Annotated in this window: 18 protein-coding genes and 1 pseudogene; 10 read left to right on the top strand and 9 right to left on the bottom strand. The window is 66.2% G+C overall.

Going from position 1 to position 17665, the window contains the following annotated elements:
* Nucleotides 1-109: 109 nt before the first annotated feature.
* Nucleotides 110-863: pseudogene (locus AVW09_RS01890) on the bottom strand (MFS transporter); the annotation flags it as partial.
* Between the two features lie 337 nt (nt 864-1200).
* On the opposite strand from AVW09_RS01890, the gene AVW09_RS17120 reads away from it, so the two are divergent.
* Entirely contained in the window at nt 1201-3957 is a 2757-nt protein-coding gene (locus tag AVW09_RS17120; protein WP_082822763.1) for a protein kinase domain-containing protein, read from the top strand.
* 642 nt (nt 3958-4599) lie between these two features.
* Here AVW09_RS17120 and AVW09_RS01900 read toward each other — a convergent pair.
* Nucleotides 4600-6177: a GmrSD restriction endonuclease domain-containing protein gene (locus tag AVW09_RS01900; protein ID WP_063256441.1), complete on the bottom strand. Its 1578-nt coding sequence runs from the start codon at nt 6175-6177 to the stop codon at nt 4600-4602.
* A gap of 338 nt (nt 6178-6515) precedes the next feature.
* Here AVW09_RS01900 and AVW09_RS01905 point away from each other — a divergent pair, with 338 nt between their 5' ends.
* Nucleotides 6516-6653: a hypothetical protein gene (locus AVW09_RS01905; protein WP_156495926.1), complete on the top strand. Its 138-nt coding sequence runs from the start codon at nt 6516-6518 to the stop codon at nt 6651-6653.
* Nucleotides 6654-6761: 108 nt separating this feature from the next.
* Here AVW09_RS01905 and AVW09_RS01910 read toward each other — a convergent pair whose 3' ends face one another.
* Nucleotides 6762-6971, bottom strand: coding sequence for a DUF1653 domain-containing protein (locus AVW09_RS01910; protein WP_063256409.1), 210 nt, complete (start codon nt 6969-6971; stop codon nt 6762-6764).
* A gap of 146 nt (nt 6972-7117) precedes the next feature.
* On the opposite strand from AVW09_RS01910, the gene AVW09_RS01915 reads away from it, so the two are divergent.
* Genes AVW09_RS01915 through AVW09_RS01925 form a run of 3 tightly spaced genes read left to right on the top strand, consistent with a single transcriptional unit; the run spans nt 7118 to nt 10568 of the window.
* Nucleotides 7118-9595, top strand: a complete 2478-nt coding sequence (locus AVW09_RS01915) for a molybdopterin oxidoreductase family protein (RefSeq protein WP_063256410.1) — start codon at nt 7118-7120, stop codon at nt 9593-9595.
* Nucleotides 9592-10050, top strand: coding sequence for a hypothetical protein (locus AVW09_RS01920; protein WP_063256411.1), 459 nt, complete (start codon nt 9592-9594; stop codon nt 10048-10050). Before AVW09_RS01915 ends, AVW09_RS01920 begins: the two co-directional genes overlap by 4 nt.
* Complete coding sequence (locus AVW09_RS01925; protein ID WP_197462534.1) at nt 10047-10568, top strand: HPP family protein; 522 nt, start codon at nt 10047-10049, stop codon at nt 10566-10568. Before AVW09_RS01920 ends, AVW09_RS01925 begins: the two co-directional genes overlap by 4 nt.
* 73 nt (nt 10569-10641) lie before the next feature.
* Here AVW09_RS01925 and AVW09_RS01930 read toward each other — a convergent pair whose 3' ends face one another.
* The 3 genes from AVW09_RS01930 to AVW09_RS01940 all read right to left on the bottom strand — a co-directional run bounded on the left by AVW09_RS01930 (nt 10642) and on the right by AVW09_RS01940 (nt 12725).
* Complete coding sequence (locus AVW09_RS01930; RefSeq protein WP_063256412.1) at nt 10642-11475, bottom strand: ADP-dependent NAD(P)H-hydrate dehydratase; 834 nt, start codon at nt 11473-11475, stop codon at nt 10642-10644.
* Nucleotides 11459-12184 carry a histidine phosphatase family protein gene (locus AVW09_RS01935; RefSeq protein ID WP_063256413.1) on the bottom strand — a complete coding sequence of 242 codons (726 nt, stop codon included), beginning with the start codon at nt 12182-12184 and terminating at the stop codon, nt 11459-11461. The genes AVW09_RS01930 and AVW09_RS01935 overlap by 17 nt, the downstream gene beginning before the upstream one ends.
* A gap of 73 nt (nt 12185-12257) precedes the next feature.
* Nucleotides 12258-12725, bottom strand: a complete 468-nt coding sequence (locus AVW09_RS01940) for a MarR family winged helix-turn-helix transcriptional regulator (protein WP_063256414.1) — start codon at nt 12723-12725, stop codon at nt 12258-12260.
* A gap of 68 nt (nt 12726-12793) precedes the next feature.
* Here AVW09_RS01940 and AVW09_RS01945 point away from each other — a divergent pair, with 68 nt between their 5' ends.
* The 3 genes from AVW09_RS01945 to AVW09_RS01955 are packed head-to-tail and all read left to right on the top strand — an operon-like array spanning nt 12794 to nt 14500.
* A complete protein-coding gene (locus AVW09_RS01945) occupies nt 12794-13669 on the top strand; it encodes an NmrA family NAD(P)-binding protein (RefSeq protein ID WP_063256415.1) in 876 nt (291 codons plus the stop codon).
* A 31-nt stretch (nt 13670-13700) separates the two neighbouring features.
* Nucleotides 13701-14183, top strand: a complete 483-nt coding sequence (locus AVW09_RS01950; protein ID WP_063256416.1) for a nucleoside deaminase — start codon at nt 13701-13703, stop codon at nt 14181-14183.
* Nucleotides 14180-14500, top strand: coding sequence for a putative quinol monooxygenase (locus AVW09_RS01955; protein ID WP_063256417.1), 321 nt, complete (start codon nt 14180-14182; stop codon nt 14498-14500). The genes AVW09_RS01950 and AVW09_RS01955 overlap by 4 nt, the downstream gene beginning before the upstream one ends.
* A 1-nt stretch (nt 14501) precedes the next feature.
* On the opposite strand, the gene AVW09_RS01960 is transcribed toward AVW09_RS01955, so the two are convergent.
* Nucleotides 14502-15743, bottom strand: coding sequence for an NAD(P)/FAD-dependent oxidoreductase (locus tag AVW09_RS01960; protein ID WP_063256418.1), 1242 nt, complete (start codon nt 15741-15743; stop codon nt 14502-14504).
* Nucleotides 15740-16111 (bottom strand): hypothetical protein, encoded by a 372-nt coding sequence (locus AVW09_RS17500; protein WP_156495927.1) that lies wholly within the window; start codon nt 16109-16111, stop codon nt 15740-15742. The genes AVW09_RS01960 and AVW09_RS17500 overlap by 4 nt, the downstream gene beginning before the upstream one ends.
* Here AVW09_RS17500 and AVW09_RS01965 point away from each other — a divergent pair.
* Both AVW09_RS01965 and AVW09_RS01970 read left to right on the top strand, forming a co-directional pair.
* On the top strand, nt 16101-16604 hold the full coding sequence (locus tag AVW09_RS01965; RefSeq protein ID WP_156495928.1) for a helix-turn-helix domain-containing protein: 504 nt from the start codon (nt 16101-16103) through the stop codon (nt 16602-16604). The two genes, AVW09_RS17500 and AVW09_RS01965, sit on opposite strands and share 11 nt — an antisense overlap.
* Nucleotides 16605-16606: 2 nt before the next feature.
* On the top strand, nt 16607-17182 hold the full coding sequence (locus AVW09_RS01970) for a PIN domain-containing protein (RefSeq protein WP_063256420.1): 576 nt from the start codon (nt 16607-16609) through the stop codon (nt 17180-17182).
* Between the two features lie 71 nt (nt 17183-17253).
* On the opposite strand, the gene AVW09_RS01975 is transcribed toward AVW09_RS01970, so the two are convergent.
* Entirely contained in the window at nt 17254-17664 is a 411-nt protein-coding gene (locus AVW09_RS01975) for a RidA family protein (RefSeq protein WP_063256443.1), read from the bottom strand.
* Between the last annotated feature and the right edge of the window lies 1 nt (nt 17665).

Genomic DNA, 17665 nt, shown 5'->3' on the forward strand with positions numbered 1-17665 from the left:
TCTGACGCGGCTCAGCCTAGTTCGGGGGTGGGGCGAAAGGCCCGGGGCGGGGGTGGGTGGGTGGTGGCCCCGCGCGGGTTACCCTCCGCGGCGTCGGGCCGACGAGTGGGATGGATGCCGCGATGTCGGCCTTCGCGGTCGAGAGATTGTCCATGCGGAAGTAGGCGCCAGCCATGGCGACGAGAAACAGCGCAACCCAGATGAGGCCCGCGATGGGCAGGTTCAGGGTGGCGGCGGCGCCGAGGGTGATGACGATCGGCGCGAGGAACTGAGCGACCGAGGCGCCGAGGTTGCCTCCGGCGGCGTTGAGGCCGAGCGCGTAGCCCTTCTGCGCGGCCGGGTAGAAGAACGTGATGTTCGCCATCGAGCTGGCGAAGTTGCCGCCGCCGAGGCCCGCGAGAGCGGCGACGAGGAGGAGGACGCCGAAGGGCGTCTGCGGGTTGCTGACGGCGATGGCCAGCCCGATCGTGGGGATGAGCAGGAGACCGGCCGACACGATCGTCCAGTTACGGCCGCCGAAGCGCGGAACCATGAACGTGTAGGGGATACGCAGGGTCCCCCCCGACGAGGCTCGGCATCGAGATGAGCCAGAAGATCTTACCCGTCGACAGCTGGAAGCCTGCCGCGGGCAGCGACACGACGACGACCGACCACAGCTGCCGGACGACGAACCCGAGGAACTCGGCGAAGATCGACCACCGCAGGTTGCGTGCGGCGATGGCCTTGCCCTCTGCGGCCCACTGGGCGGCGTTCTCGGGGTTCCAGTTGTCGATCCAGCGGCCGGGGCGGTGTTGTAGCTCTTGCGCTGGCGTTGCGGCCGCGGGCGGCGTTGCGGTTTCGGGGCGCGGGTCGGTGACGGTCACGGGGATCCTCCGGCCAGCGATGGGGGAGGTGCAGCGCCCCGCATTGACGAGGCGTGTCGTCAGCGTAGGAAGGAGGCGTTACCCCGGACCGCGTCGGGTGGGGCGGCGGGGTAACGATGTGCTCACCGCGGGAGGGGGCGGGGGAGAGGGGGAGTTTACGCGAGCGTTACACGGCCAAAATCGAAGAGCAACAGATCCACCTGGCGTGTGGAGATTGGGTCAAAAATTCTATTGACCGACCAAACAGCATCTGCCAGATTTAGCCCGATGGTCAGCCTCTACCGCAGCTACCGCCGCCGTATTCGCGACCTGAAGACCTGGAAGTGGGGGCCAGTCCATGATGTCCGAGCCTGTCGCAAGTGCCGACGATGCCGAGGCGCATCTCAAGAAGCTGGTTGCCGAGGCGGCGGCCCTTTACGCGGAGGCTGAGCTGACTTCTGAGTGGGTGACAGAGGAGCGTCCGGTTACGGAGATGCTCGCCGAAATAATCGGGTCTCTTCGTGAGCAGTACACGGTGATGAAGATCATCGGTCTGGGTGGAGCCGGACTCATTGCTCTTGTCCAAGATGATCGACTTAGTAGCGCACTTGACACGGACGTCCTCGCTGTTCTCAAAATGCCCCGTCCCGTCGCCAATCAGGTTGAACGACTCAACAAGATTCTGTTCGGCGAAACAAAGAAGCTCATTCCGTTGAAGCACCCTCACCTCATCAGGGTCTTGACTGCGGACATCACGCAAGCCGGAACTCGATTTTTCGTGATGGAGCGTCTTGATGATCCAGCCGACGCGGACAAATACCTCAAAGAAAACGCAAGTATGAACGCTGCTCTTCGAATAATTCGAGGAGCAGTCTCGGGTCTTCGACATCTACACGAGCGCGGTATCGCGCATTTGGATGTTAAGCCGCCCAACATATTCGTGTCGAAAGACGAGACTGTTGTTCTGGCGGATCTCGGGTTCGCGAAGAGCGTGACCAAACCGGGTGTCACTACGGAGGTGGGTGGAACGGCAGGCTATCAGCATCCCGACTACATTCGACTCATCCTCGACGTCGCCAGAGAATCAGAGGTCGATAACAGCGACAACAACCGGATGCTGCGAACAAGCGCTGTCGCGAATTCTGACCTTAAGCTGGCGTGGGACCTGTACTCGCTTGGCATAACTGTGTTGGTCTTGTTGAAGACCGTTGAGTTGGCGGCCCCCCGAGAGACAGCAACGTATCCTTTCAGGTACCTGAAGCTCATGGCCTACAGAATGCTCGGTGCTGAGCATCACTATGCGGAAAGCGGTTCCGTCGAGCTGGATCGGAGAATATTCGGCGGTCGAGGAAAGCCTCTAGTCGCGCAGTCATACCTCGGGTTGGGCGCCGCGGCATATTCGAAGCTCGCGTACGAGACTGTGGAGCAAATCGATCACGATCTAGATAAACTTGATGGGGTCGCCGATTTGCTTCAAATCGTGCCTGAACTTGCGGAGCATCAAGAGAGTGTTATACAGGCCTCGTCTCTTGGTTTCGTCCCTTTCACTTCACGCATCCAGCGGCTCGTCGCCACTCGCACGGTCTCGCGACTGCGGAACGTTGATCAATTAGGCCTTGTTCGACTGATCTATCCTACGGCGTCGCACTCGCGACTTGAGCATTCGCTCGGAGTCTTGGGTGCCTCTCTGCGCTTTGCGCGCGCTCTTTACTCGGACCCGCTTAGCCCACTATTCCGGCAGATCATGTCAGCGCACGATATTGAGCTGATAATGCTGAGTGCGCTGCTACATGACGTGGGTCACTATCCATTGGCTCATGACCTGGAAGAAGTGGATTCGACCGTCTTCGCACATGAGCGCCGCACCCTCAGCATTCTGGAAGCGCCGTCCGGGGGCAGAGAACCCGGCGATGTTCTGAAGCTACTTCAGTCTGACGATTGGAGCGTGGACGTAGCTTCGTTGCGGAGAGTGCTTGGGCGCGAGAATGCTCGCGATCTGTCTCTGCAAGAGCAGATCGCACGATCGATCATTAGTGGTCCAATCGACGCGGATAAACTCGACTACCTTATTCGCGATTCCGAGAACCTCAGGCTGCCCTACGGTCAGGGTATAGATGTGCCGAAACTGTTGCATTCCCTGACGATTGCCGTCACGAGCGCAACAAACACGCCGATCGCCCGGCTTGGAATACATGACAAGGGTCGGATACCCGCTGAGAGTGTCCTCTTCGCGCGATACAGCATGTTTGGCTCCGTATACTGGCATCGCGCGCATCGCACGATCAAGGCAATGCTGGGTCGTCTTGCCCTGGAGGTTCTGAGTGAATTGCCAAAGTCGCCGTCTGTAGAGGCGCTGAACAAGTTTCGGGCAGACCTCTACGGGTTCTTGGACGCTCAGGCCCAGAAAGCGGCGGTTCTGCCTCTGGAGGAATGGCTTTCTTCGGGTTCGGTAGAGTCTGCGCCTCTCCTCGACTGGCCTACGCAGGAGTTGGTCTGGTGGCTTGCCCGGCGGCTAGAAGATCGTCAAGAGTACGCAGATCTTGCCCGCATGATAGTCGCTCGCCAGTTGTACCAACGGGCATTAGTGGTGACGAGAGCCCGTCAGGGCGGGGGCGCCGATAGCGGGAACCCTGGCAACTGGGACGACGTTGATGCCGTGTTTGGAAAGACGGGTCGTAACTGGACGCGGCGGTACCGCCTCACCACCGATCTACAGAGGCGAGTCAATATTTTGATTCAGGCGTGGGACGGACAGGCGGTCGTGCCCCTGACCACATTCGAGCCGGGCGGTTTGGTCTCGAAATTCGATTTGATGACGGCTGTGAATGCGCCGCTGATTTTGGTCGATTTTCCCCCAACGAAGGTTGGCTCGGACGAGACTCTTAGTTACCTACGTGAGGCCGAATGGTCAGCGGAGGCCCGCGGCGAGTTGAGCGTGGACAACATCGAGCCTTCGTCTGTGTGGCGCGCCCTCCAGAACTCCTACCCGACCAGTCTGGGCAAGCTCCGCGTTTATGTGCATCCGGAGTACGCGGCGCTGATTCAGGCGGCTGTTCCACGAGACACGTTAGAGGGGCTGCTCTGGGATGTCCTTCGTGACGCTGCGAACGCGTGATGTTGCGTATCGTCCGCCGCCCCTTCCCACGGGGTGCTGGACCCGGACTTGGGCTGATCTGCGTAGCCGAGAAACCGCAAGGAGAGTGAGGTCGGGGGTCGGGCGCTGACAGACTCCCGCGGGAATGGTCGACGCTGCTCTCAGGCGAGTCAATCGTCTGGGGAGCTGGCCAGCTCGCCTCGAAAAGGCGTCGCTGAGACATGCCGGTCGGTCTGGGTTGCTCAGGGCGAGCGTCCGACGATTCGTTGCCCGCCCAGATCACACAACCCGCCGCAGCCGCGGTCCCGAAGACCCTCCCGCTCCATGCTGCCCAGGAACGTCTCCACCGGTCGCGCCCACTACGAGTCACTGTCGTAGACATCGCAGTGAAGGGCGGGCAGATGGTCGGCGTCCGCGGGCGCGCGGTCGACATCGTGAACCACGGCCGCCTCGGCCCGAAGGGCACTTCGACAGCTGGGAGGGGATGGACAACCCCGACCGGCTCATCCGCCCGCTCATTCGTGAGAACGGCGAGGTCGTCGAAATCAACTAGCGTATCGCGATGTCGCATCGTCGAGCCCAGAAGGCAGCTCCTGTCCGAGAAAGGCCCGTATCCCCTCAACCTTCCCCCAGTCGCGGCATCACGATAGCTCGATCGTGATGTCAACTAGCGAGAGTCTTCGCCGCGTCCACCAAGAGGTCACCGCGGGCAATCAGGAATGCTTCGTAGTCGTCATCGAATACCGACAGCGGGCACAATGCCGATGCGAGGATCTTGTCCAGACTCTTCGCGGGCATCTTGCTCTTGTAGCCGCTGGGCGCCGTACCTCCGAGAGTCTTGTTGTCCGACGCTGAAATGATCGCAAAGTTGGCAAGACGGTTGACGTCAGCTATGTCTCGCCCCTGCCCTTTCAAGAACTTTTGCGGGTTGATGTGATGGAACTCCTTTCGGTTGTAGTGGCGGAGAACGTCCCCCAGCGCGACAGGAGACCCAGAAACGAAGCTCAATGGGTCGTATTGCGCAAGCATCAGAATGAATGTCTTGGTAGCGACGGAGCCGGCAGTGAATCGCGATTCGGTGAAAAGCTCGCGGTCGACGGACCAGGGGATATTGGCGATCCCCGGCGTGCCACTCTTCCGCAGAGCGAGCACCTCGGCGACATCTCGACTGAGATTCCGAAGGACACCCGCACTGAAGCGCCTAGAGAAGCATGCGCGCCAGAACCAACGAACAAGCTCATCTCTTTGGTCGTTAGTCACTTTCACGCTCTTTGCATTCGGAGCCGCGAAGTAGACGGCTAGCGGCACGATCAACGTGGGGTAGGGCAGGTTGTCCAGCTTCTCCACTTTGAGATTTGACCGCAGAAAGTCAACCGCTCCCTTGATCCCGTTCGTGATCTCGTCGAACCGGTCGCGAACCTCCGCACCGTTGAGCCCGAGCAAACCGGAAGAGGTTGCGTCGCCACCGATGACAGCGGAGCAGCAACGCAAAAGAAGGTTCGAGTCCTCGCCGACCGCCGCGAAGCCGAACGGCTTGAGGTCCTCCGCGAGATCAGCAAACTTGTCTTGAAGGTCGAATTCCTCACTCCAGGTCCATGCTGACAGCAATTGGAAGATGTCGAGTTCGACCCCCATGCGGTTGACTCTCTCGAAAACGATGGCAACCTTTGCTCGATCGTCGGTCTCGATCATCTGTACCGGGATGTCAGCCTCCTTGAACACGGCCTGGACTCGGTCAATCTCTTCGAGTTGCGGCGCCGACAGCCCTTCTGTCGCCGCCCGAAAGCCGCTGACGTCGAAGAATGAGCCAATTGGAAAGTGGCGCGCCGGGTCGACCTGATCGTCCGGCAAGACGAGGAACTGCGACTCTTGGACGTCCTTCTCGGCTTGAAAGTCGTAATAGACTTTGGTCCATGCATCATCCTCGTGGAGTTCGGTCTCAATTTCAGTTTGAAAGACTCCAAAAATCGACGTAAGCCTTTGCTGTCCGTCGAGGACGTAGTCAACGGGGAAGTCTGCCTCGCGATCCGGAATCTTGAACGGCCCCAACTGGCGTTCGATTTTCAACTGTTCCTTCGTTCGCCACAGGATCAGCGCACCGAATGGATAGCCCTTGTGAATCGAATCCATGAGGTATGCGACCCGGTCGGCGTCCCACACAAAGCCCCGCTGGAACGCAGGGATACGAAGCTGTCCATTCTGGACCTGCTCCAGCACCTTTCGAATCGACAAGTCAGCCATGACTTCAGAGTAGGGCAACATGCGCGGATGGAGAGGTTCGCCCGCGGTGACGTGTCGAGGCGCCGTACCCCGTCTCAGCACGCACCGATCTGCGCCCCTTTCTCGCAAAGTGTCGTTTGCGTTGATCACGCCGGTGTAGCTGCGCCTCGTCGGACCGACGCTCGACATCGCGGTGGTCGAGCGGGCGGCGCGCCATCCGCCGCCGAACGGCTGAGCCGCATCCGCGTCCTTGTGACCGCGCGCCTCGCATAGCTGCGCGGCCGTCGACGAGACGTATGCGGCCGCGCCAAGAGGAGAACTCCGGCGGTCGTCGGGTCGTCGTAGCAGCAATCTCGACCATGATGAAGCGCATCACGCAGCGCGTGGCCACCTCGGCGCTGTGCATCATCTCGCTGCTCGCGCAGATCGCGGCGGCCATGGTGCCGGGCACTTGCGCTTCGCATGTCCCTGCATGGCGGGAATGTCCGACCGCGTAGGCAGCGGGTTGTCGCGTAGGGGTCATCCGGTCGGGCAAAGCTGCTTGTGCAACGCGTGCTCTCGCGCTCAGAAAAGCGAACTGCCAGGCATCGTGCACAGCGCGAGGATCACTCGACCCGCCGAAACCGCGGCCCCACATACCCGTCCCGCTCGACATCCCCCAGGAACATCTCGACCGGACGCACCCAGTACGAGTAGTCGTCGTACAGCTTGCGATACGAGACGAAGACCTCCTCAGTCTCCGAGTGCCGTGCGATGCCGAACACCTCGTACCGCTGGCCCTTGAAGTGCTTGTAGATGCCGGGCTCGATCTCCATGCAGGCGTCTCCCATTCGTGGCGGTGAACCACGAAGAGTCTGTCAGCCGGGCGAACCTTGGCACTGCTCCGACCCCCTGTCGAGGCTCTCGGTGATCGCGATCCTCCGCCGTACGTTCTCGCGCGGACCGCAGGGAGGGAACCATCATGGTCGATCGCATCGAGCACATCTGGGGCACCCGCACACCGTTCGCGCGAGGGGAGCGGTGGCCCGTCCGCATCGACACCAAACTCGCCGACGGCCTCACCGAGCTCGACGTCGACCGCTGGGTGCAGTCCGCGTGCGTCCTGTGCAGCAACGGATGCGCCACTGACATCGCGGTCAAAGACGGGCACATGGTGGGCGTCCGCGGCCGCGCGGTCGACATCGTCAACCACGGGCGCCTCGGCCCGAAGGGGCTGTTCGGCAGTTGGCAGGGAATGGCGAACCCCGACCGGCTCACACGCCCGCTGATCCGCGAGAACGGCGAGCTGGTCGAAACCGATTGGGACACCGCGATGTCGCGCATCGTCGCGCGAAGCCAGCAGCTCCTCGAAGAGAAAGGTCCGCTCACCCACGGCTTCTACAGCTCGGGCCAGCTGTTCCTCGAGGAGTACTACGCCCTCGGCATCATCGGCAAAGCCGGCCTCGGAACCCCGCACATGGACGGCAACACCCGGCTGTGTACGGCGACGGCCGCGGCATCCATGAAGGAAAGCTTCGGGTCGGACGGACAGCCGGGCAGCTACGCCGACATCGACGAGTGCGACGCCATCTTTCTCTTCGGTCACAACATGGCCGAGACGCAGACCGTGCTGTGGACGCGGGTGCTCGACCGGCTCGCCGGAGCCAATCCGCCGCGCGTGGTGTGCGTCGATCCGCGTCTGACCGAGGTCGCGCGCCGCGCCGATGTCCACCTCGCGGTGCGCCCGGGAACGAACCTCGCGCTGATGAACGGGCTCATCCGCGAGCTGCTCGTCAACGGCTGGATCGACCACGACTACATCGCCGCGCACACGATCGGCTTCGACGAGCTGAAGTCCACGGTCGAGCCGTGGACGCCCGAGGCCGTCGCCGAGACGTGCGGAGTGGATGCCGCCGACGTCCGCGCCGCCGCCCGGATCTTCGCCGAGTCGCCCCGCGTCCTCTCGACGGTGCTGCAGGGGTTCTATCAAGCGTCGGATGCCACGGCATCCGCGTGCCAGGTCAACAACCTGCACCTGCTCACCGGACGGATCGGGCGGCCGGGGTGCGGCATCCTGCAGATGAACGGCCAGCCCACGGCGCAGAACGCGCGCGAAGCCGGCGCGGACGGCGACCTCCCGGGCTTCCGCAATTGGGAGAACCCCGAGCACGTCCGCCAGCTCGCCGAGCAGTGGGGCGTGCACGTCGACAAGATTCCGCACTGGTCGCCGCCCACGCACGCGATGCAGATCTTCCGCTACGTCGAGCAGGGGAGCATCGAGTTCCTGTGGGTGCAGGCGACGAACCCCGCGGTGTCGATGCCGCAGTCCGAGCGGATCCGCGGGATCCTCGCGAAGCCCGAGCTCTTCCTCGTCGTGCAGGACCTCTATCTCACCGAAACCGCGATGCTCGCCGACGTCGTGCTGCCGGCCGCGGGCTGGGGCGAGAAGCAGGGCACGTTCACGAACGTCAACCGCACCGTGCACCTGTCGGAGAAGGCCGTCGAGCCGCCGGGCGAGGCGCGCAGCGACCTCGACATCTTCCTCGACTACGCCCGGCGCATGGACTTCCGCCGCGACGACGGCTCGCCGCTCCTCGACTGGACCGGCCCCGAGGACGGCTTCCGCGCCTGGCAGGACTGCACCCGCGGCCGACTCTGCGACTACACCGGCCTGAGCTACGACAAGATGCGCGGGGGAAGTGGCATCCCGTGGCCCTGTAATGACGAGCACCCCGACGGGACCGTCCGCCTGTACGGCGACGGCATCTTCCCCACCGACGTCGACCGCGCCGAGACCTTCGGCCACGACCTGCTCACCGGCGCGACGATCGGCCCCACGAACTACAAAGCCATGGGCGTCGAGGGCCGCGCGATCCTCAAGGCCGCCGCATACAACCCTCCGCACGAGACGCCGAGCGAGGAGTACCCCCTGCAGTACTCCACCGGCCGCACCGTCTACCAGTTCCACACCCGCACCAAGACCGGCCGCACGCGGCAGCTGCAGAAGGCGGCTCGGTCGGCGTGGGTGGAGGTTTCGAGAATGGATGCCGAGGCGCGTGGCATCCACGAAGGCGACCTCGTGCGGGTGTGGTCGGCGCGCGGCGAGATCGTCGTTCCGGCGCGGATCGGCCAGGTGCGCGAGGGCTGCGTCTTCGCCCCGTTCCACTACGGGTACTGGGAGGACGGGCGCACCGGACCCGACGGACACCCCACCGCGGCCAACGAGCTGACGATGACCGAGTGGGATCCGGTGTCGAAGCAGCCCATCTTCAAGGTGGCCGCGGTGCAGATCGAGAAGATTGCGGATGCCACCGCCCCCGCGCCCGCGCCGACCACCACGGCATCCCGTCCGGTCGATCCCTCGCGCGTTCCGGCCACGGTCGGTGGACCGGACGGTGAGGCGGAGGAATCCCTGCGACCGGTCGACCCGCCGCGCATCGCCACCCGGGAGGAAGCATGAACCTCGCGTCGTACATCGGCCTGCTGCACGCGGGGGAGGACGTGCTCGCCCGGTCGTTCCGCCAACTCGCCGAGGGGCACGGCGACGAGCCCGACGTCTACCACCTCTGTCACACGCTCGCGAAGCAGTGCGATGAGCACGGGCGGAGGCTGGGTCCGGTCGTCGAGCGGTACGGGGAGACTCCGGATGCCGAGCCCGAACGCTTCCACGCCGAGGCGATGAGCGAGAGCCGGGGTGGGCCGCTCGGACTGCTGCGCGACCTGCAGGACCTCCACGCGCTCGTCGGGTTCGTCGACACGACGTGGACCGTGGTGAAGCAGGCCGCGCTCGCGCTGCGCGACGAGGAGCTGCTCGCGATCATCGACGACTGCGAACCGCAGACGAAGCTGCAGCAGGACTGGCTCTCGACGCGGCTGAAGCAGGCGGCGCCGCAAGCGCTGCTGGTGGCGTCGTGAGGCTCGGCGCGCGGGTACGGCAGGGGCGTGCGGGCGCGGCGGCGTACGCCGGCGGCCTGTCGCTCGTCGTGCTCGCGCTCACCGGCGCGGTCGGTCTGGCGCTGCATCAACCGTGGCTGTTCCCCAGCCTCGGCCCGACGGTGATGCTGTTCTTCGAGTCGCCCGAGCAGCCCGCGTCGCGGCCGCGCAACGCGCTGGTCGGGCACGCTGTGGGGCTGGTGGTCGGCGTGGCGTGCTTCTACGCGCTCGGATTGAGCGGTCAGCCGCCCGCGCCGGTCGGGGGACTCACCCCCGGGTACCTCGTGGCGGGGGCGCTGTCGGTGGCCGTGACGACGGTCGTGCTGACGCTGCTGAAGGCCCCGCATCCTCCGGCCGGTGCGACGACGCTGATCGTGAGTCTCGGCATCCTGACGCAGCCGGTTCAACTCGTCGCGATGGCCGGGGCGATCGTGCTGGTGACGCTCGCCGGGTGGGCGCTGAACGCGGGATTGCTCGGGGGTGAGGCGCGGCGGCTCTGACGGGGTGGGAAGGATGGCGGAACGATTCGTGCCCAGATAGAGCTATCTGCCTACGTTTTGTTTCTTGAGCGCCTCAGCTCTCGTGCACGACCGCGGTCAGCTCCGGCAGCAGGTCCCGCGCGAGGAAGCCGATGCCGACCTGCTCGGTGAGTCGGTCGCCGGCGCGGGCGTGCGTCCATCCGCCCCAGACCGCGGCGCGCTCGGGCTCCATGCCGAGCGCCGCGAAGCCGGTGATCGCGCCCGACAGCACGTCGCCGCTGCCGGCGGTCCCGAGGCCCGAGCTGCCGGGTTCCGCCTGCCAGACACGGCCGTCCGGGTGCGCCACGGTGCCGAAGCAGTGCACCACGGCCTCGTAGCTTTCGGCGATCTCCCGGATGTCGGCAGCGCGGTCCTCGGTGAGGTCGCGGTCGAGCAGCAGCGCGGCCTCCTCCTCGTTGGCGTTGAGGATCAGCTCCGCGGGCAGGATGCCCCGATCGACCGACCCCAGGATGCCGAGCGCGAAGGCATCCAGCACGAGCCGGTCGATGTCGGCGGCGGCGACGGCTTGGAGGGCCGCGCGGGTGGCATCCGGATCGTCGAATCCGGGACCCAGGAGCACGGCATCCGCGGATTCCAGGGTGGCGCGCAGAGCGTCGTCGACGGCCGCGGAGACGGTGGGGAGGGAGTGGATGCCGGCCTCGGGCATCGCGGGCCCCAGGTGCGGCGCGATCTCGGCGGGGACGGCGAGGGCGGTCCGCCCGGCGCCCACGCGCAGCGTCGCCTCGGCGGAGAGCAGCACGGCGCCGGGGGAGCGCGGCGATCCGCCGACGACGACCACCTGCCCGCGGGACTTCTTCGACCCGGCCGGGTCGGGGCGACCCCACTCGCGCAGCAGCGCCAGCGTGACCTCTTCAGGCGTGGTGAGCATCGTCACCTCCCGAGTGCACGGTGATGTTGGCGCCCTCGGCCGCGAGGTGGTCGACGGACGAGAACGTCACGAGCTTCCAGCCGTCGTCGGTGCGCACGAGCTCGGTGACCGAGGCGTTGCGGACCGTGTGGCTGGCGCTGAACGCGAGCAGTTCGGCCTCGGTCATCCGCAGCAGCACGTACAGCACGAGCATGATGACGGCGTCGTGCGCGACGACCAGCACGGTGGCGGGCGATGCGTCGAGCCGCTCTCCGAGGAACGACCGGAGCCGCAGCGTGACATCGGCCCACGATTCCCCGCCCGGTGGGCGGTGGGAGAACTTGCCCAGGTGGCGTCGGCGGGCCGCCTCTTCCGGATGCAGTTCCCGCACTCCGCGGGTGGTGAGGAGATCCAGGATGCCGAGTTCCCGGTCGCGCAGCCTCCCGTCGATGAGCGTGGGAACCGACGCCGGTCGATCACCGAGCGCGAGCGCGAGCGTCTGCCGCGCCCGCCAGTAGGGCGACACCCAGTATTCGTCGACAGGGACGTCGAGGGAGTCGACCCACGCCCGCAGCGCCGTCGCCTGCTCCACGCCGACGGGGGAGAGCTCCACGTCGCTGTCGCGAGTGTCGAGCGCGATCACCGGGGACCCCTCGTGTTCGGCTTTCGACGCCGCCACGTTCCCCTCGCTCTCGCCGTGCCGGATGAGCCAGAGTCGTTCCACTGCCATGGCGGCACGGTAGGTCGGCGAGCGCGATGTGCGCGCGGGCGCTGACAGCCGACCGGCGATCAGCGACGCGCGTTCAGGGGATGTCGGCCTCGGGGGCCGGCATCCGGTCCGCTGATCCGAGCAGCGGGCGCAACGTCTGGACGAGGGATGCCGTCGCGGCGTCGTCGTCGCCGAACCACCGCTCGCTGCCGGTGACGAGCGGCCATGCCTCCGCGAGAAGACGTTCGCCGCTGCCGGTGAGCGTGAAGCGTGAGACGCGCCCGCGACCCGGGAGCGTGTGCCGCTGCAGCAGGTTCCTCCCCGCCAGGCCGTCGATGAGCGTCGTCATGCTCTGCGGCCGCACTCCGACCGCGCGAGCGAGATCGGCTTGACTCATGCCGTCGGACGCGGCGAGCTGCGCGAGCACCCCGAACTCGACGGGGGTGAGGTCGACGGGCGCGAGCTCCGCGGTGAGTCGGCGAGCCAGTTCCCGTGCCGCCCGGATGACGGCCCACGCCGGAATGTCCTCGATGTCGCGCCGGGAAGGAAGGGGGGCACGCATGGCCCGATCGTACTCTGAGCGTCGTAGTATCAGATAACTGATACTGACGAGATGATGGTGAGGATGCGATGAGCAACGTGGTGGCGGTCACGGGCGTGACCGGTGATGTCGGCGGCAAGACCCTCGAGCTCCTGCACGCGGCGGGCGTTCCCGTTCGCGCTCTCGTGCGCAAGCCCGAGCAGGCCGCTGACCTGCGAGCGCGTGGCATCGATGCGCGCATCGCCGACCTCGGGGACGTCGCGGCCGTCACCCGCGCGCTGGACGGCGTCGACCAGCTCTTCCTCGTCACGGCTGCCACCGAGCAGCAGCTGGCGCACGGAACGAACGGCGTCGCTGCCGCGCGCGCGGCGGGGGTCCGCGCCATCGTGCATCTGTCGGGAGCGGATGCCGCCGAACACTCGCCCCTGCCCTGGGGGCGGGCGATCTGGCGTATCAACGCCCTCGTCCGCTCCAGCGGCCTGTCCTGGACGCTGCTGCACGCGTCGGGCTTCCTGACGAACCTCATGCCCTCCGCTCCGGCGATCCGTCGTGGCATCCTCCCGCAGACGATCGGTCGCGGGCGCATCCCGTGGATCGACACGACGGACATCGCCCGGGTCGCCGCCCGGGTGCTCGAGCGGGGTATCCACGACGGTGCGGAACACGTCCTCACCGGACCGGAACTGCTCGACGGCCGCGGACTCGCGCGGGCTCTCTCGATCGGGGTGGGCCGACGCGTTCGGTATCTCCACCTGCCGAGTCGCCTGTTCTCCGGCGTGCTCCGGCTCACGGGGATGCCGGCCTGGCAGGCGGAGGGACTGCGGCAACAGTTCGGACGCGTCGCGCGGCGCGAACTCGACGGCATTGCGGTGCAGACCAGCGACGTCGAGCGTCTGACCGGTCTCCCCGCCCGCCCGGTCTCCGAGTGGGCGCGCGCGCATCGCGCGGAACTGCTGCAGGCCTGAGGCGGGTCCCGCGACCTGCCATCATCGACGCATGGCTGACGACCTCGCCCCGACCGACCTCGCCCCCCTCCGCCGCGCGATCGAGCTCTCGATCAGGGCGCGGGAGCACGGCAATCACCCGTTCGGCGCGGTGCTCGTCACCGCCGACGGCCGCGTGCTCGAGGCCGAGAACACGGTGCTCACCGACCGCGACGTGACGGCGCACGCGGAGACGAACCTCGTCCGCCTCGCCTGGAGAGAACTGGATGCCACCGAGCTGGCGGCATCCACTCTCTATACGTCGTGCGAACCCTGCGCGATGTGCGCGGGGGCGATGTTCTGGGCGGGCATCGGGCGCATGGTCTACGCCCTCTCGGGACGCGGACTCATCGCGCTCGCCGCGTCGGAGGACGGCGGCCGCGAGCTCGACCTGCCCTCGCGCGAGGTGTTCGCGCACGGGGAGCCGGTCGTCGCGGTGTCGGGCCCGCACCTGGAGGACGAGGCCGCCGAGCCGCACCGGGGGTTCTGGGGATGATCGTCCGGGTGTCCGAGGCGCACGTCCGTGAGGGCATGGAGGACGAGTTCCTCACGGCGCTGCGCGAGCTCGTCGCGACGTTCCCCGGCCGATATCGCGGGCTGCTCCGCCATGACGTGCTCGTCGACCTGGCCGACCCGGGCCGGGTGCAGTACGTCAGCGAATGGGAGGACGAGTCCGCGCTCGTGGCTTACGCGGGCGACGACTGGCGGACGCAGCCGGTGACGTTCCCCGACGAGGAGCGGTTCTTGCGGAGGCCGCTGATGCTGCGGCACCTGGCCAGGGACACGCCGCCGCCTGTACGGCAAGAGTCGTGAGTCACCCGGCGCTGAGGTAGCGGTGCACCAGCGTCACGGCCATCGCCCCCTCTCCGACGGCCGAGGCCACGCGCTTGATCGAGTTCGAGCGGACGTCACCGGCGGCGAAGATCCCCGGGACGGACGTCTCCAAGAAGAAGGGGTCTCGCGCGAGCGGCCATGCGGCCCGCTGCTCCGGGGTGAGGTCCGGTCCGGTCGCGACGAAGCCGCGGGCGTCGAGCTCGACATCCGTCTGCGCCGCCCACCGCGTGTTGGGATCCCCGCCGATGCAGACGAATAGGTGCCGGGCGGGGAGCGTCCGGAGAGCTCCGTGCTCGTCGAGGGTGATCTGGCGCAGCCGTGTGTCGCCGTCCAGACCCACGACGCGGGCGTCGGTCAGTACGCGGATGCGCGGATGGGTGAGCACCCGGGTCGACAGGTAGCTCGACATCGTCGAGGAGAGCGAGGGCCCGCGCACGATCAGGGTCACGCACCGCGCGTACGCGGCGAGGTTCATCGCGGCTTGCCCGGCGGAGTTCGCCCCTCCCACGACGTAGACGTCCTGATCGGCGCAGGCCGGCGCCTCGCTGGTGCCGGCCCCGTAGTAGACGCCCGCCCGGAAGTACTCGGCTTCGCGCGCCAGACCCAGACGGCGCCACTGGATGCCGGTGGCGCAGACGGCAGCGTCGGCATCCAGCCGCGATCCATCGGCGAGGACGGCGCGCACATCGTGATCGCGGAACGTCCGGTCGACACCCTCTCGCATGAGAACGAACTCGGCCCCGAACCGCACGGCCTGCTGCCGCGCATGGTCGGCCAGCTCTGCCCCCGAGATACCGTTCGGGAAACCGAGGTAGTTCTCGATGAGGCTGCTGGATCCGGCTTGACCGCCGACGGCGTCACGCTCGATGACGGCGACGTCCAGGCCCTCTGAGGCGGCGTATACCGCCGCCGAGAGACCGGCGGGGCCGGCGCCGAAGATCAGGACGTCGTATCGGCGACGTCGGGGCGGCAGCACCCAACCGAGGTGCATCGCCACCTCGGCCGGGGACGGGTCCTCCAGCACCACCGCCCCGTCGATGAGCAGGACGGGGAGTCGCCGGTTCGTCAGATCGACGCCGTGGACCTCTCCCGCGAACGGGGGAGTCGCCGTGTCCGACGTGAACGGGATGGCGCTGCGGGTCAGGTAATCGCGGAGAGTGAAGCCGTCGCGGCTGTCGGCGACGTCGATCAGGTGGAGTCGGGGCGCGATTCTGTCGCTCATGACGCTGCCGTTCTCTGGCGGGGCGGGCGGGGTGTGCGTGAATCTAACGGTCGATCGCACGCGACCCCTCCGACCGGCGTCGAATCGTCGAGCGACGGCCGTCGCCCTGGACCGGCGAAAGGCCGGAGACCCCAGCCGTTCTCGACCCACTCCGCGCCCGTGCAAAGCTCGCCCTCGCCTCGGCGCGCAGCTCGGCGCTGGTTGATGTCGATCGTGCGGTTCTCGAGGCCGAGCGTCTTGGCGAGTTCGCGCACCTTCACGTCGTACGCGAGCACGAACGAGGGCACCCCGAGCAGGCGCGCACGGGCATTCTGAACGTATTGAACGTTTTGGACGAATTGGATGATAATGGATGCCATGACGCGCACGCCGATCTCGTCTCGCCAGGCACAGGTGGTGGAGCCTCCTCACGATCTCGAAGAGATGCTGAAGCTGGCGAACTTCCTCGAACAGAACTCCGCACCCGCGATGCTCCTGGGGCCGGACGGGGAGCAGATTGCGCTGCCGCTTCCCGCCTACGAGGCGTTGCGGCGAGTGGTCTCGGCCATGCAACGAGGAGAGTCCGTCAGTCTCGAGCCCATCGATCGGCAGCTGACGACACAGCAGGCGGCAACTCTGCTGGGCATCAGCCGAAACACTTTGGTGCGGCTGCTCGATGAGCACGAATTGCCTTTCGAACGACTGGGGGAGTCGCGTCATCGGCGTCTTCGGCTCCATGACGTCCTCGCGTACCGTGACCGAAAGCGCGACGAACGGCGTAGTCGTTTGGACGAGATGACCCGACAGGCGAACGACGATGGTCTCTACGACGTGGACGCATCGACGTATTCCGATGCCCTGGCGCGTGCTCGCAAGGCCTGAGCGTGAGCCTGTTCGCGGCCTTTCTCGACGCCTGCGTCCTCGTTCCAATAGCCCCGTGTGACACCCTGCTGCGTTTCGCGGACTCGGGCGCCTTCCGGCCGTTGTGGTCCGACGCCGTGGAGCAGGAGGCGATTGCCGCTCTTTGCGAGATACATCCCGACATCGACCCGAGCCGCTTTCACAGTCGCTTTCGCAACATGAACGAGGCATTCGAAGACGCCAGTGTTTCGGGATGGGAGCCGCTGGTCGAGGGCTTGGAGCTCCCGGACCCGAACGACCGCCACGTCCTGGCGGCAGCGCTACGGGGCCGCGCCGATGTCATCGTCACGGAGAACGTGAGGGATTTTCCTCCGGCATTGCTCGAGCCATTCGGAATTGAAGCCGTACGTCTCGATGAGTTTCTAATGACTCAGTTTCATCTGAATCGAGCGGCGGCGGCCCGGATAATCGGCGAGCAGATGTCTGCAATGGGGAGGCCCCCTGTGACGATCTATCAGCTCCTGAACCGGTTGGCTGCAAGCGGCGCGCCGCGCTTCGCGCAAGCAGTCTCGCGTGAGGTGGCGACTTCGCGCGAGTGAGGCCAACGGACTCGCACGCGACCGCTTTTCCGTTCGGCCCGCTCCTTTCGTGAGCCCGACGGCAGTCGAACTTAGCGGTCGAGGACGGCGGCGACCGCCTCGATCTCGACGAGCTGGTTCTCGTAACCGAGGACGGTCACGCCGAGCAAGGTGCTCGGAGCGTCGTGCTCCCCGAAGGCATCTCGAACCACTCGCCACGCCGCCACGAGATCTTCGCGTTGCGACGACGCGACGAGCACCCGGGTGCTGAGGACATCCGTCAGCTCCGCCCCGGCCTCCGCGAGCGCGATCGCAAGGTTCTCCACGCACTTCGCCGCTTGCGTCGCGATGTCGCCCACGCCCACCACGAATCCATCGAGACCGAGCGGGCACGACCCCGCGAGGAACACGAGTCGCGCGTCGGCGGGCGCCGTGGCGGCGTAAGCGTACTCGGCCCGATCGGTGAGTGACGTGGAGCGGATGAGGGTCACGGCTCGGGGAATC

It is taken from the genome of Microbacterium sp. T32 (assembly GCF_001619615.1).
Taxonomy (GTDB): Bacteria; Actinomycetota; Actinomycetes; order Actinomycetales; family Microbacteriaceae; genus Microbacterium.

What these genes read in the sequence shown, in the direction of transcription:
- AVW09_RS17120 (WP_082822763.1), top strand. Translation starts at nt 1,201, where the DNA reads ATGATGTCCGAGCCTGTCGCAAGTGCCGACGATGCCGAGGCGCATCTC.
- AVW09_RS01900 (WP_063256441.1), bottom strand. Translation starts at nt 6,177, where the DNA reads ATGGCTGACTTGTCGATTCGAAAGGTGCTGGAGCAGGTCCAGAATGGA.
- AVW09_RS01905 (WP_156495926.1), top strand. Translation starts at nt 6,516, where the DNA reads ATGATGAAGCGCATCACGCAGCGCGTGGCCACCTCGGCGCTGTGCATC.
- AVW09_RS01910 (WP_063256409.1), bottom strand. Translation starts at nt 6,971, where the DNA reads ATGGAGATCGAGCCCGGCATCTACAAGCACTTCAAGGGCCAGCGGTAC.
- AVW09_RS01915 (WP_063256410.1), top strand. Translation starts at nt 7,118, where the DNA reads ATGGTCGATCGCATCGAGCACATCTGGGGCACCCGCACACCGTTCGCG.
- AVW09_RS01920 (WP_063256411.1), top strand. Translation starts at nt 9,592, where the DNA reads ATGAACCTCGCGTCGTACATCGGCCTGCTGCACGCGGGGGAGGACGTG.
- AVW09_RS01930 (WP_063256412.1), bottom strand. Translation starts at nt 11,475, where the DNA reads ATGCTCACCACGCCTGAAGAGGTCACGCTGGCGCTGCTGCGCGAGTGG.
- AVW09_RS01935 (WP_063256413.1), bottom strand. Translation starts at nt 12,184, where the DNA reads ATGGCAGTGGAACGACTCTGGCTCATCCGGCACGGCGAGAGCGAGGGG.
- AVW09_RS01940 (WP_063256414.1), bottom strand. Translation starts at nt 12,725, where the DNA reads ATGCGTGCCCCCCTTCCTTCCCGGCGCGACATCGAGGACATTCCGGCG.
- AVW09_RS01945 (WP_063256415.1), top strand. Translation starts at nt 12,794, where the DNA reads ATGAGCAACGTGGTGGCGGTCACGGGCGTGACCGGTGATGTCGGCGGC.
- AVW09_RS01950 (WP_063256416.1), top strand. Translation starts at nt 13,701, where the DNA reads ATGGCTGACGACCTCGCCCCGACCGACCTCGCCCCCCTCCGCCGCGCG.
- AVW09_RS01955 (WP_063256417.1), top strand. Translation starts at nt 14,180, where the DNA reads ATGATCGTCCGGGTGTCCGAGGCGCACGTCCGTGAGGGCATGGAGGAC.
- AVW09_RS01960 (WP_063256418.1), bottom strand. Translation starts at nt 15,743, where the DNA reads ATGAGCGACAGAATCGCGCCCCGACTCCACCTGATCGACGTCGCCGAC.
- AVW09_RS01965 (WP_156495928.1), top strand. Translation starts at nt 16,101, where the DNA reads ATGACGCGCACGCCGATCTCGTCTCGCCAGGCACAGGTGGTGGAGCCT.